Origin of the sequence: Streptomyces sp. NPDC050703, assembly GCF_040654435.1 — a bacterium.
Classification (GTDB): Bacteria; Actinomycetota; Actinomycetes; order Streptomycetales; family Streptomycetaceae; genus Streptomyces.
In genome coordinates this window covers 41,705-54,516 of sequence record NZ_JBFAHX010000044.1, presented here as the reverse complement: position 1 = coordinate 54,516, position 12,812 = coordinate 41,705, and the positions used below count along the sequence as shown (strand labels likewise).

Annotated in this window: 9 protein-coding genes; 5 read left to right on the top strand and 4 right to left on the bottom strand. The window is 74.2% G+C overall.

Annotation, left to right across the window (positions count from 1 at the left end):
• Nucleotides 1-90 precede the first annotated feature (90 nt).
• Nucleotides 91-861, bottom strand: a complete 771-nt coding sequence (locus AB0I16_RS29950; RefSeq protein ID WP_363252752.1) for a GntR family transcriptional regulator — start codon at nucleotides 859-861, stop codon at nucleotides 91-93.
• A gap of 142 nt (nucleotides 862-1,003) precedes the next feature.
• Between AB0I16_RS29950 and AB0I16_RS29945 the strand changes: the two genes are divergently transcribed.
• Complete coding sequence (locus AB0I16_RS29945; RefSeq protein ID WP_363252745.1) at nucleotides 1,004-1,867, top strand: (2Fe-2S)-binding protein; 864 nt, start codon at nucleotides 1,004-1,006, stop codon at nucleotides 1,865-1,867.
• A gap of 228 nt (nucleotides 1,868-2,095) precedes the next feature.
• Nucleotides 2,096-3,154 (top strand): DUF2637 domain-containing protein, encoded by a 1,059-nt coding sequence (locus AB0I16_RS29940; protein WP_363252744.1) that lies wholly within the window; start codon nucleotides 2,096-2,098, stop codon nucleotides 3,152-3,154.
• Between the two features lie 146 nt (nucleotides 3,155-3,300).
• On the opposite strand, the gene AB0I16_RS29935 is transcribed toward AB0I16_RS29940, so the two are convergent.
• Complete coding sequence (locus tag AB0I16_RS29935; protein ID WP_363252743.1) at nucleotides 3,301-3,783, bottom strand: ATP-binding protein; 483 nt, start codon at nucleotides 3,781-3,783, stop codon at nucleotides 3,301-3,303.
• A 175-nt stretch (nucleotides 3,784-3,958) separates the two neighbouring features.
• On the opposite strand from AB0I16_RS29935, the gene AB0I16_RS29930 reads away from it, so the two are divergent.
• On the top strand, nucleotides 3,959-7,006 hold the full coding sequence (locus AB0I16_RS29930) for a glycoside hydrolase family 38 C-terminal domain-containing protein (protein ID WP_363252742.1): 3,048 nt from the start codon (nucleotides 3,959-3,961) through the stop codon (nucleotides 7,004-7,006).
• A 24-nt stretch (nucleotides 7,007-7,030) separates the two neighbouring features.
• Here AB0I16_RS29930 and AB0I16_RS29925 read toward each other — a convergent pair whose 3' ends face one another.
• Nucleotides 7,031-8,773 carry a pyruvate dehydrogenase gene (locus tag AB0I16_RS29925; RefSeq protein WP_363252741.1) on the bottom strand — a complete coding sequence of 581 codons (1,743 nt, stop codon included), beginning with the start codon at nucleotides 8,771-8,773 and terminating at the stop codon, nucleotides 7,031-7,033.
• Nucleotides 8,774-8,856: 83 nt separating this feature from the next.
• Nucleotides 8,857-10,581, bottom strand: coding sequence for a protein phosphatase 2C domain-containing protein (locus AB0I16_RS29920; RefSeq protein WP_363252740.1), 1,725 nt, complete (start codon nucleotides 10,579-10,581; stop codon nucleotides 8,857-8,859).
• Nucleotides 10,582-10,987: 406 nt separating this feature from the next.
• Here AB0I16_RS29920 and AB0I16_RS29915 point away from each other — a divergent pair, with 406 nt between their 5' ends.
• Nucleotides 10,988-12,010 carry a helix-turn-helix domain-containing protein gene (locus AB0I16_RS29915; protein ID WP_363252739.1) on the top strand — a complete coding sequence of 341 codons (1,023 nt, stop codon included), beginning with the start codon at nucleotides 10,988-10,990 and terminating at the stop codon, nucleotides 12,008-12,010.
• 59 nt (nucleotides 12,011-12,069) lie between these two features.
• Nucleotides 12,070-12,564, top strand: a complete 495-nt coding sequence (locus AB0I16_RS29910) for a DUF456 domain-containing protein (protein WP_363252738.1) — start codon at nucleotides 12,070-12,072, stop codon at nucleotides 12,562-12,564.
• The last annotated feature ends 248 nt before the right edge of the window (nucleotides 12,565-12,812 follow it).

The following is a 12,812-nucleotide window of genomic DNA, read 5'->3' as shown; positions in this document are numbered from 1 at the left end:
CCTCCACACCTACAACCACCACCGCTGCCACACCGCACTGGGCGGACACCCGCCCATCAACCGCGTCAACAACCCTGCGGGTCAATACACCTAGGCCCGGTCGTCCGCCCCGGTGAAGTGCTCCCTCACCAGGGAGGAGACGACGTCGATGTCCTGGGCGACGAGCGCTTCGAGGAGCGCCATGTGCTCCGCCGCGTCCGCCACGAGGTCGGCCCTGCGGGCCGCGACGGGGCCGCCGACCAGGGGCCACTGGGAGCGCCGGTGCAGATCGGCGGCGACCTGGACGAGCTGCCCGTTGCCCGCGAGGGCGAGCACCGCGCCGTGGAAGGCGCGGTCCGCCTCCGCGTAGCGCGCGAGGTCGCCGTCCGCCGCCGCCCTCACGGTCGCCTCCGCGAGCGGGAGCAGCCCGTTCCAGCGTGCCGCGGGGACGGTGCGGGCCAGCCGCATCATCACCGGCACCTCGATCAGGGCCCGCACCTCCGCCAGCTCCCCCAGCTCCCTGGCGCTGTGCCGGGTGACCCGGAAGCCGCGGTTCGGGACGACCTCCACGGCCCCCTCGCTCGCGAGCTGCTGCATGGCCTCGCGGACGGGGGTCGCGGAGACACCGAAGCGCTCGCCGAGCACCGGCGCGGAGTACACCTCGCCGGGCTTCAGCTCACCACCCACCAGCGCGGCCCGCAGCGCGTCGAGGATCTGCTCCCGTACGGAGTTGCGCCGCACCGTCCCGCGCGGCCCCTTTGCCGCGCCGTGCGCGGGCTCCCCGCACGCGGCCCCGCGGCCCCCGGGCCCCGGCTGCTCCGGCACCCGCACGCGCGGCGCCCCCGCGAGGGGCCCCGCCTCACGCGCCCCGGCCTGCTCCACCACGTCCACCCGCGTCCATTCGCTCCCGCGTCACCAAAACGTACGAGAGGCACCCTAGGCGGACACGTCCCCGGTTGAAACCTCGATCATGTCGGGTAAGGTAAGGCTTACCTGCAATCGATCGCGATTCGGTGGTCCCCGCATGTCCGTTCAGACCTTGGCCGCGCCCGCACCGAGCGCCCCCAGCGCCGTGGCGGACTCCTATGCCCGCCTCTTCGCGGTGTACTCCGGACTGCGCATCACCGAGTTCGGCCCCGGCGAGCAGGCCCCCCAGGGCGGCGGCTGGGTCACCGCGGCCCGGCTCGCGGAGGCCGGGGACGACCTCGACGCGTTCCTCGCCTGGGACAGCGCGCAGGTGCAGAAGGACTACGGCACCCAGGCCCGGCCCGACGTCATCGCCGGCTTCGGTCTGCACCGGTACGCCTGGCCCGCCACCCTGCTGATCACGGTCCCCTGGTTCCTGCACCGCCGCGTCCCGCGCTACCCCGTGCAGAACGTCTCCTTCCAGCGCACCCTGGGCCGGATGGCCGTACGCGCCGAGAGCTTCGCCTGCCTGCCGGACGACCCGGCCACCGCGCTGCCCGGCGCCCGCGTCGTCCCCGACGAGGAGGCGCTGCGCGCGGAGGTGCGGCAGGCGGTCGCCGAGCACCTCGGCCCGCTCCTCGACGGCTTCGGCCCCCGGATGCGGCGCCGCTCGCGTGCCCTGTGGAGCGTCGCCACCGACGAGATCGTCGAGGGCCTCTGGTACGTCGCGCACCTCCTCGGCGAGGAGCGGCGCGCCATGACGGAGCTGGAGCTCCTGCTCCCCGGCGCCACCAAGCCGTACGTGGGCACGGCCGGCTTCCGGGAGCTGACGGGTCCCGGCGGCGAGGCGCTGCCCACCCGGGACCGGGCGAGCTGCTGCATGTTCTACACGCTGCGCCCCGAGGACACCTGCGTCACCTGCCCGCGCACCTGCGACGAGGAGCGCGTCGCCCGGCTGAGCGCGGCCGCCGCGGCGAACTGAACCCGCGCCGCGCCCCACCCTTGCGCGTCCGCTCGTCGAACTGACCTCGGTCGAACTGAATTCGGTCGAACTGAACTGCCGTCTTCCCGCAGCGTGTTCGAGTGAGAACGCGCTCTCAGTGCTCCCTGGCACCCCCTTGGCGTCCTCTTGCCCCGAAACCCCTTGTGCGCCGTCGCGATCGGGTCAATATGGCGCCGAAACGCCCTACCGCGACGCAAGGGACCCCAGATGAGACTGACCGACATATCGCTGGACTGGCTGCTCCCCGGCGGCGTCCTGCTCCTGGGCGTGCTGGTGGCGGTGGCGGTGCTCGCACGCGGGAAGCGAGGCCCCGCGAAAGCGGACAAGGACGCCTCGGGCGCCGACTCATGGGAACGCAGCGAGGAGCGCCGCAGGCGCAAGGAGGCCATCTACGGCAGCGCCTCCTACGTCCTGCTGTTCTGCTGCGCGGCGGTCGCCGCCGCGCTCTCCTTCCACGGACTCGTCGGCTTCGGCCGGCAGAACCTGAGCCTCTCCGGCGGCTGGGAGTACCTCGTCCCGTTCGGCCTGGACGGCGCGGCGATGTTCTGCTCCGTCCTCGCCGTGCGCGAGGCGAGCCACGGCGACGCGGCGCTCGGCTCGCGGCTGCTGGTGTGGACGTTCGCCGGGGCCGCGGCCTGGTTCAACTGGGTGCACGCCCCGCGGGGCCTCGGCCACGCGGGTGCCCCGCAGTTCTTCGCGGGGATGTCGCTCTCGGCGGCGGTGCTCTTCGACCGCGCGCTGAAGCAGACCCGCAGGGCGGCACTGCGCGAGCAGGGCCTCGTGCCGCGTCCGCTGCCGCAGATCCGCATCGTGCGGTGGCTGCGCGCGCCTCGGGAGACCTTCGGCGCCTGGTCGCTGATGCTCCTGGAAGGCGTGCGCTCCCTGGACGAGGCCGTCGAGGAGGTGCGGGAGGACCGCAGGGAGAAGGAGCGCACCCGGATGCACCGGCGCGACAAGGAGAAGCTGGAGCGCGCCCGGCTCAAGGCGATCAGCCGCGGCCAGCGCCGCTACCCGCGGGGCGGCCGGCAGGTCGACGTACAGGCCGTCTCCTCGGGCGCGGCGCCCGCGCAGGTCGGCGCGGACCCTGCGATAGCCGGGCACGAACAGCTGCCGTTGCGCGCCCGTCCCTCCCTCCAGGCCGTCAGGGGCGACTCCGAGGCCGCCCCCGTCACCGTCGACCTCACGGCGGAGGACGACACGCAGGCGCTGCCCCGGCTCGACTCGCTGGAGCGGAAGCTCAAGGATCTGGAGCAGCAGTTCGGCTGAGCCCGGTCCGGCACGAACGGAGCCGCGGTGACCCGGCACGAACGGAGCGGCGGTGACCCGGTACTGACCGTGTCACCGCCGCTCCGGCGTTCTCCGGCGCCGCTCCGCCGTCCGTCACCGTCACCGACACCTGGGCGACATGGTGCTCAGGCCGCGCTGCCGCCGCCCAGTTCGAACCACACCGCTTTGCCCACGCCATGGGCCCGCACCCCCCACGCGTCGGCGAGCGACTGCACCAGGACGAGACCCCTGCCGTGCGTACTGTCGCCGGTGTCCGGCTCCCGCGCTTCCGGGCGGCTCCCCACGAAGTCGCGCACCTCGACGCGCAGACCGCGCGGGCCCATGCTCGCGGTGACGACCGCGTCGTCATCGGTGTGCACCAGCGCGTTCGTGACCAGTTCGCTGGTGAGCAGTTCGGCCACGTCGGCCGTGCCCGGTCTGCCCCACTGCCTCAGGAACTCCCGCAGGGCGCCCCTGACCTCGGACACCGCGCGCAGATCCGCCTTGGCCAGCCTGCGCCTCAGCTGGGCCGTGACCGGGCCCGCCGGCACGGCACCGGCTTCTCCTTCCGCCGCGTTCGCCGAAGGGTTCCCCAGCCCCCCGGGGCCCCCACGTATCTGCCTCGTCATGATCCCCGCCCACAGAGCGATGTCCTGGCCTCCTAGCTCGAACTGCTTCTCGGAATGCATGCCCCGGGCCGGGACCGGCACTCCTGTCGAATCATCAACCATCGGCAGGGGTGTGCCGCGGGCTCGCGGGGAAGTGAAGCCGTGGACCCCGCCTCCGAGCGTTCGAGGAGCCCGCGTGCACGACGACAGACTGCTGGTGGAAGGCCGCCTGGAGCGGGCGCTGCGCCAGTTCATCCGACCCGCCCAGTACGCGCACAGGGTGCCGCTCGCCCTCTCCGTCTGGCACGCGCCGGGCGAACCGGTGCCGGCGGCGACCGCCCTCGACGCGGAATTCGAGCCCTTCGAGACCGGCACGGAGTGGGGAAAGCCCTGGTCCACGAGCTGGTTCCGGCTTCAGGGCGTCGTGCCGGAGGAGTGGCGCGGGCGCCGCGTCGAAGTGGTCGTCGACCCCGGGTTCACCGGCGAGGGACCCGGGTTCCAGGCGGAGGGGCTCGTCTACGACGCGGCCGGCGTCCCGATCAAGGGCGTTCACCCGCGCAACCGGCATATTCCGGTGGCCTCCCCCGCCGAGGGCGGTGAGCCGGTGCACCTGCTCCTGGAAGCGGCGGCCAATCCCGCGGTCCTGCACGACTTCGTGCCGACGCCCCTTGGCGACGTCCTGACCGCAGGCAGTACTCCGATCTACCGATTCGCGTCTGCCGATCTGGCCGTACTGGACGAGGAGGTATGGCGCCTTGTCCTGGACGTGGAGGTCCTCACCGAGCTGATGGAGCAGCTGGAGGCCGACCGGCCGCGGCGCCACGAGATCCTGCGGGCGCTCGAAGACATGCTCGACGCGCTCGACCTGCACGACGTGTCCGGCACGGCCGCCGCGGCCCGCGCCGCGCTGGCGAAGGTGCTGGCGAAGCCCGCCCACGCCAGTGCGCACCGCGTGTCGGCCGCGGGCCATGCCCACATCGACTCGGCGTGGCTGTGGCCGCTGCGCGAGACGGTGCGCAAGGCCTCGCGGACCTTCGCCAATGTGACCGCCCTGGCCGAGGAGTATCCGGAGCTGGTCTTCGCCTGCTCCCAGGCGCAGCAGTACGCCTGGGTGAAGGAGCACCAGCCGCACATCTGGGAGCGGATCAAGAAGGCGGTCGCGGACGGGACGTGGGCGCCGGTGGGCTCGATGTGGGTCGAGTCGGACGCCAACATGCCGGGCGGCGAGGCGCTCGCCCGGCAGATCACGCACGGCATGCGGTTCTTCCGCGAGGAGCTGGGCGTGCGGACGGAGGAGATCTGGCTGCCGGACTCCTTCGGGTACACCGCGGCCTTCCCGCAGCTCGCGAAGCTCGCGGGCGTCCGGTGGTTCCTCACGCAGAAGCTGAGCTGGAACCAGTCGAACAAGATGCCGCACCACACCTTCTGGTGGGAGGGCATCGACGGCTCCCGGGTCTTCACCCACTTCCCGCCCGTCGACACCTACAACTCCCAGTTCCACGGCGCCGAACTCGCCCACGCCGAGCGGAACTTCGCCGACAAGGGCCGCGCGACCCGCTCCCTGGTGCCGTTCGGCTGGGGCGACGGGGGCGGTGGCCCCACCCGGGAGATGATGGAGCGCGCGCGGCGGCTGCGCTCCCTGGAGGGCTCACCGCGCGTCGAGATCGAGAAGCCGTCGGCGTTCTTCGCGGCGGCCGAGGAGGAGTACGGCGCCCAGGCCCCCGTCTGGTCGGGCGAGCTGTACCTGGAGCTGCACCGCGCCACGTACACCACCCAGGCCGCCACCAAGCGCGGCAACCGGCGCTCCGAACACGCCCTGCGCGAGGCGGAGTTGTGGTGCACGGCGGCGGCGGTGCGCGACCCTGCGTACGTCTATCCGTACGACACCCTCGACCGGCTGTGGAAGACGGTGCTGCTGCACCAGTTCCACGACATCCTGCCGGGGTCCTCGATCGCCTGGGTGCACCGGGAGGCGCGGGAGACCTACGGGCGGGTCCTCGCCGAGCTCGACGAGGTCACCGCGGCGGCGGTGCGGTCGCTCGGCGCGGGCGGGCCCGCGGTCCTGAACGCCTCGCCGTACGCCCGCGACGAGGTCGTGGACACCGGTGGCGGCGCCCTGGCGCGGGTCTCCGTGCCCGCGCTGGGCACCCGGGGCCTGGACGACGCGGACCACGGGGCCGGCCCGGGGGCGGTCGCGCACACCACCGGGGAGGCGATCCTCCTCACCAACGAGCATCTGAGCGTGACCGTCGACGCGGCCGGGCTCCTCACCTCCGTCAGGGACCTGGACGCCGGGCGCGAGGTGCTCGCGGCCCCCGGCAACCTCCTCCAGCTCCACCCCGACCATCCCACGCACTACGACGCCTGGGACCTCGACAAGCACTACCGGCGGCGGCACACCGACCTCACGGACGCGGAGTCCGTGGAACTGGTCGAGGACGGGCCGCTGCGGGTCGCGGTGCGGGTGGTGCGCGCCTTCGGGAAATCCCGGATCACCCAGGAGCTGCGGCTCGACGCGGGCAGCAGGCGGGTCGACGTCGTCACGGACGTCGACTGGCGGGAGTCGGAGAAGGTGCTCAAGGCCGCGTTCCCGCTGGACGTGCACGCCGAGCGCTCGGCCGCCGAGATCCAGTTCGGCCATGTGCACCGGCCGACCCACGCCAACACCGGGTGGGACGCCGCGCGGTACGAGATCTGCGCGCACCGCTGGCTGCGCGTCGCGGAGGAGGGCTACGGCGTCGCGCTGCTCAACGACGCGACGTACGGCCACGACGTGAGCCGCGCCGAGCACGGCGGGGCGCTCGGCACGACGGTGCGGCTCACGCTGCTGCGGGCCCCGCACAGCCCGGACCCCGCCACCGACCAGGGCACGCACCGCTTCACGTACGCGCTGCTGCCCGGGGCGACGACGGGCGACGCGGTGGCCGGGGGCCTCGCGCTGAACCTGCCGCTGCGGGTGGCGGCGGCACCGTCGCTCGCGCCGCTGGTCGCCGTCGACCACCCGGCGGTCACGGTGGAGTCCGTCAAGCTCGCCGACGACCGCGGCGGCGACGTGATCGTACGGCTCTACGAGTCGCGCGGCGGCCGGGCGGCGGCCACGCTCGCCACGTCGTTCCCCGTGGCGCGCGCGGAGGTCACGGACCTGCTCGAACAGCCGCTGCGCGAGGCGGAGACGGGCGAGGCCGGGCTCTCGCTCGCGCTGCGGCCGTTCCAGATCGTGACGCTGCGGCTGCGGCCGGCCTGAGGGCCCCGGCGGTGCGGCGGTGGGTCAGGGCCTCGGCATGTTCCGCAGGTTGGAGCGGGCCATCTGGAGCATCCGGCCCACGCCGCCGTCCAGGACGATCTTGCCCGCGGAGAGCGCGAAGCCGGTCACCATGTCCGAGCTGATCTTGGGCGGGATGGAGAGGGCGTTCGGGTCGGTGACGACGTCGACGAGGGCGGGGCCCTTGTGCGCGAAGGCGTCCTTCAGGGCGCCCGCGAGCTGCTTGGGCTTCTCCACGCGGACGCCGTAGGCACCGGCGGCGCGGGCGATGGCGGCGAAGTCGGGGTTGTGGTTGTCCGTGCCGTACGAGGGCAGGCCCGCGACCAGCATCTCCAGCTCGACCATGCCGAGCGAGGAGTTGTTGAAGAGGACGACCTTCACCGGCAGATCGTGTTGGACGAGGGTGAGGAAGTCGCCCATCAGCATCGAGAAGCCGCCGTCGCCGGACATCGAGACGACCTGCCGTCCGCGGTCGACGAACTGGGCGCCGATCGCCTGCGGCAGGGCGTTGGCCATCGAGCCGTGGCTGAAGGAGCCGATGATGCGGCGCCTGCCGTTGGGGGTGAGGTAGCGGGCCGCCCAGACGTTGCACATGCCGGTGTCCACGGTGAAGATCGCGTCGTCCGCGGCGACCTCGTCGAGGACGGACGCCACGTACTCGGGGTGGATCGGGACGTGCTTGTCGACCTTGCGGGTGTAGGCCTTGACCACGCCTTCGAGCGCGTCCGCGTGCTTCTTGAGCATCTTGTCGAGGAACTTGCGGTTCTTCTTCGGCGCGACGCGCGGCGTCAGACAGCGCAGCGTCTCGCGGACGTCGCCCCAGACCGCGAGGTCCAGCTTCGAGCGCCGCCCGAGGTGTTCGGGGCGCACGTCGACCTGGGCGATCTTGACGTCGTCGGGCAGGAAGGCGTTGTACGGGAAGTCCGTGCCGAGCAGGATCAGCAGATCGCACTCGTGGGTGGCCTCGTAGGCGGCGCCGTAGCCGAGCAGCCCGCTCATCCCCACGTCGAAGGGGTTGTCGTACTGGATGAACTCCTTGCCGCGCAGGGCGTGGCCCACCGGCGCCTTGATCTTCTCGGCGAACTCCATGACCTCGGCGTGGGCGCCCGCCGTGCCGCTGCCGCAGAACAGGGTGACCTTGTCGGCCGCGTCGATCATCTTCGTCAGCCGTTCGATCTCCGCGTCGCCGGGGCGCACCGAGGGCCGGGACGTCACCAGGGCGGTCTCGGCGGCCTTGGCCGGGGCCGGTTCGCCCGCGATGTCACCCGGCAGCGAGACGACGCTGACGCCGGACTGGCCCACCGCGTTCTGGATGGCGGTCTGGAGCAGCCGGGGCATCTGCTTCGGGCTGGAGATCAGCTCGCTGTAGTGGCTGCACTCCTGGAAGAGCCGGTCGGGGTGGGTCTCCTGGAAGAAGTTGAGCCCGATCTCGCTGGAAGGGATGTGCGAGGCCAGGGCGAGGACGGGCGCCATGGAGCGGTGGGCGTCGTACAGGCCGTTGATGAGGTGGAGGTTGCCGGGGCCGCAGGAGCCCGCGCAGGCGGCGAGCTTCCCGGTGATCTGGGCCTCGGCGCCGGCCGCGAAGGCCGCGGTCTCCTCGTGCCTGACCTGGACCCAGTCGATGTCCGGGGTGCGGCGGATGGCGTCGACGACCGGGTTGAGGCTGTCGCCGACGACTCCGTACAGGCGGCGCACGCCCGCGCGGACGAGAATGTCGACGAACTGCTCGGCGATGTTCTGCTTGGCCATGCCGTACGCACCTCTCCAGCCTGGTGATCCGTGGACCCGGTCCTCGTTCCCCCGCTGGGTCCATGAATTCACAGGTCGGGCGGTCATGCCTCCCAGACGCCCGCGGCCGTACGGTCGTCCGCGTACCCCTTGGCCCGCACCTGGACGTCGGCCAGGAAGTCCGCGAGGCCCGGCGGGCCGCTCTTGTGCCATCGGCGGATGAGGTGTTCGGGCAGCTCCGGCTCGCCGCGCAGGGGCTCGGCGAGGCCGCCGCTGCACAGCAGGAGCGTGTCACCCGGCCGGGCGACCGAGGCACGGAACCGGAACGGTTCGCGGGGCGGCTCCGCGGCCCGTTCGTAGGGGCTCGGGGGCGTGGTGATGTTCAGGTCCATGGTGAGGCGGTCGCCCTCCGCCGTCCGCGGGGGCGGTGAGCCGAAGCCGACCACGGCCTCGCCGGTGGCGTCGGCGACGCGCGGCTCGATGTCCTGCCAGGCGCCGTCCCGCAGCCGGAAGAGGCCGCCCGCGCCGACGCCGAAGAACACGCGGGTACGGCACCGGGGGTCGGCGGGCAGCAGGAGGCAGCGCAGGGACGCCGCGTACTCGCCGGGGTCGAGGCCGAGGTCGGCGGCGTGCGCGCGGAGCCTGCCGAGGCTGCGGTCGGTGAGGCGGTGCAGGCCCGACTTCAGGTCGCCGCGCCGGGCGGCCCTGATGTCCTCGGCGAGCCGCCGGTGGCTGCGGCCCACGGCCCCGCCGATCCAGGCGCAGGCCTCGGCGGCGGCCCGGTGCGCGCCGGGGGTCGCGCGGGCGCCGGTGGCCATGGCGACGAGCAGCAGGGCGTCGTCGCCGCTGCCGAAGCGGGCGGTGAGCAGGGAGTCGCGGCGCGGCTCGCCCCGGTACCTCGCGGAGTCGCCGCGCAGGGAGGCGGCGCGCAGGGTCCAGGTGCCGTACCTGGCCCCGTCCAGGACGGTGTCGGCGACGAGATCGCCGAGGTCGTCGGGGTCGGCGGCGGGCAGGGCGGTGGGCTCGGCCTCGTAGGTCGGCGGCCCGTCACCCACGTACCCGGTCCCGGCCGGCCGTGGCTCGGCCCCCCGGAGGCCGCCGGGCCCGCCGGGCGGCGACAGGTCGGCCCCGGCGACCGCCGGACCGGCCCCCGAGCCGAACGTCACAGGGCCGCCGGGCCCGGCGGGCGGCTCCCAGGGGGCGAGGACGCCGGGCGTCCCGGCCGACGGCCCCGCGGCGGGGCGCGCCGGGCTCACCGGAGGCGTCACGCCCACGGACGCCGCGTCCGCCGGGGCCGTCCTCGGGGCCTCCGGCGGGGTCTCCGGCGGGGTCTCCGCGGGGGCCTCCGGCGGGGTCTCCGCGGGGGCCTCCGGCGGGGTCTTCGCGGGAGGCTCCGGAGGGGTCTTCGCAGGAGGCTCCGGAGGCGTCTTCGGGAGGTCTCCGCCCGGGGAGGCGCCCCCTGGGGGGGCACCGCCCGGGGAGTCACCGGAACGCTGGGCGGGGACGGGGGCGGGGGCGGCGGGGGCGGGGCCGGCGGAGGCGGGCCGATCTGGCGCGGGACCGGCAGGGGCAGGCCGCTCTGGCGCGGGCCCGGCGGAGGCGGGCCGCTCTGGCGCGGGCCCGGCAGGGGCGGGCCGCTCTGGCGCGGGGCCGGCGGGGGCGGCCTGTTGTGTCGCGTTCGCTTCCTGCACCGCGTCCGCCGCCGAGGCGAACCGGTCGTCCAGGGTGTCCTGCGCGGGCGCCGGGCCCGCGTCCTGCGTGGCTTCGTCGTACAGCTGCCCCCACCAGTCGTCGTCGCGACCGGTGCGCCTCTCCCCCTGCTGGCTCATGCCCCTAATTTTCCACCGCTCGGCCCGTACGAAAACGGTGCTTCCGGAAATTCCGGCCATGGCGGGAGGCGGCGGCGCCACCCCGGGGACACCGAGGGCCGCCGGGCGGACCCACCCCCCACGGGAGGCCCGCCCGGCGGTGCCGGTGTGACCGGCGCGCGTCGTACGTCGCACGCGCGGGCCACGGTCTGCGTGACGGGCGCCGGTGAGCGCGCCCGACCTGTGGCCCGCGTTCCCCGTGGCGGCGGGTTCAATCCACGAGCCGCCCACGAGGTGCGGGCGGGCCCGTATGCGGAATCCCCGGCCGGGGGATGATGTTCCGGGGCGGGTTCACGCCGTGGCTGCTTCCCGCCGCGCGCCGCCGGATCGGGCCGTCGGAACGGAGCCTGGGGAGGGACGTCGCCGCATGCTGGCAGCGATAGGTCTGGACGAGACGCACGAGTCGGCGTACCGGGCCCTGGTGGCGGTGGGCGCCGCCGACGTGCCCGACCTGGCACGCAGGCTCACCCTCGCCGAACCGGAGACGGAGCGCGCGCTGCGCCGCCTCGAACGGCACGGCCTGGCCGCGCAGGCCTCGGGCAGGGCGGGCCGCTGGGTGGCGGCGCCGCCCGGCGTCGCGCTCGGCGCACTCCTCACCCAGCGGCGGCACGAGCTGGAGAAGGCCGAGCTGGCGGCGACCCTGCTCGCCGAGGAGTACCGCGCGCGGGCCGCCGAGCCGACCGTCCACGACCTGGTCGAGGTGGTGACGGGCGCGGCGGCCGTCTCGCAGCGCTTCCTCCAGCTCCAGCTCGGGGCGAGCGACGAGGTGTGCGCGCTGGTGACCGGCAGCCCCATCGCCGTCTCCGGCATGGAGAACGACGCCGAGGAGGTGGCCGCGGGCCGCGGCGTGCGCTACCGCGTGGTGGTCGAGCGCTCGGTCCTCGACCTGCCGACCGGCCTCACGGAACTGGCGGCGGCGACGGGCCGCGGCGAGCAGGTACGGGTGGTGGAGCGCGTACCGACCAAGCTGGTGATCTCCGACGCCGCCCTGGCGATGGTGCCGCTGACCTCGCGCACCGCCGAGCCCGCCGCGCTGGTGGTGCACGCGAGCGGCCTCCTCGAATCCCTCTCGGGCCTGTTCGAGGCGGTCTGGCGGGACGCGCTGCCGCTGCGCCTCGGCGAGGACGGCCGCACCGTGTCCGAGGACGGCCCCGAGGGGCCCGACGGCACGGACCTGGAGATCCTCTCCCTGCTCCTCGCGGGCCTGACCGACGCGAGCGTGGCGAAACAGCTCGACCTCGGGCTGCGCACGGTACAGCGACGGGTGAAGCGGCTGATGGAGCTGACGGGCGTGACGACGCGGCTGCAGTTGGGCTGGCACGCGTACGAACGGCAGTGGGTGGCTCGCCGGGCGCGCCCGCCCCAGGGCTCGCCCGACCTGCGGGGCTGATCCGACCTGCGGGGCTAACCTGACCTGCGGCTTCGCGGGATCTGTCGCATTCTGGGCAGATGGGAGTCTGGGAACTCCTGCTGGTCGCGGTGGTGATGCTGCTGGGCCTGTGCGGGGTGCTGGTACCTGGCGTGCCGGGGCCGTGGCTGGTGTGGGCCGCGGTCCTGTGGTGGGCCCTGCAGGACCCCAACGGCCTCGCCTGGCTGATTCTCGTCGGCTCGTCCGCCGTCCTCCTCGCGGCACAGGCCGTGCGCTGGCAACTGCCGCCGCGGCGGCTGCGGGCCAGCGGTGCGACGCGCCGGATGGCCCTCTTCGCGGGGGCGGGGGCCCTGCTCGGCTTCTGCGTCATCCCCGTGCTCGGCGCCCTGCCCGGCTTCGTGGCCGGGATCTACACCGGGGAGCGGCTGCGGCTCGGCGGCCACGGAGAGGCGGTGACGGCGACGCGGACGGCCATGCGGAACGGCGGCACCAGCGTCTTGACCGAGCTGTTCGCCTGCCTGCTGATTCTGGGGGCGTGGCTGGGGGCACTGCTCTGGGGCCAGGGCCAGCCCTAGCCGTCCGCTCGGCGTCCTGGGCGGGGGCGGCTCTGGCGGCTCCGGTTCGCCCCGGTTTCCCTGGCGGGCTCGGCGGTCTGGTGGGCTTGGCGGCTCTGGTTCGCCCCGGTTTCCCTGGCGGGCTCGGCGGCTCTGGTGGGCTTGGCGGCTCTGGTTCGCCCCGGTTTCCCTGGCGGGCTCGGCGGTCTGGTGGGCTTGGCGGCTCTGGTTCGCCCCGGTTTCCCTGGCGGGCTCGGCGGCTCTGGTGT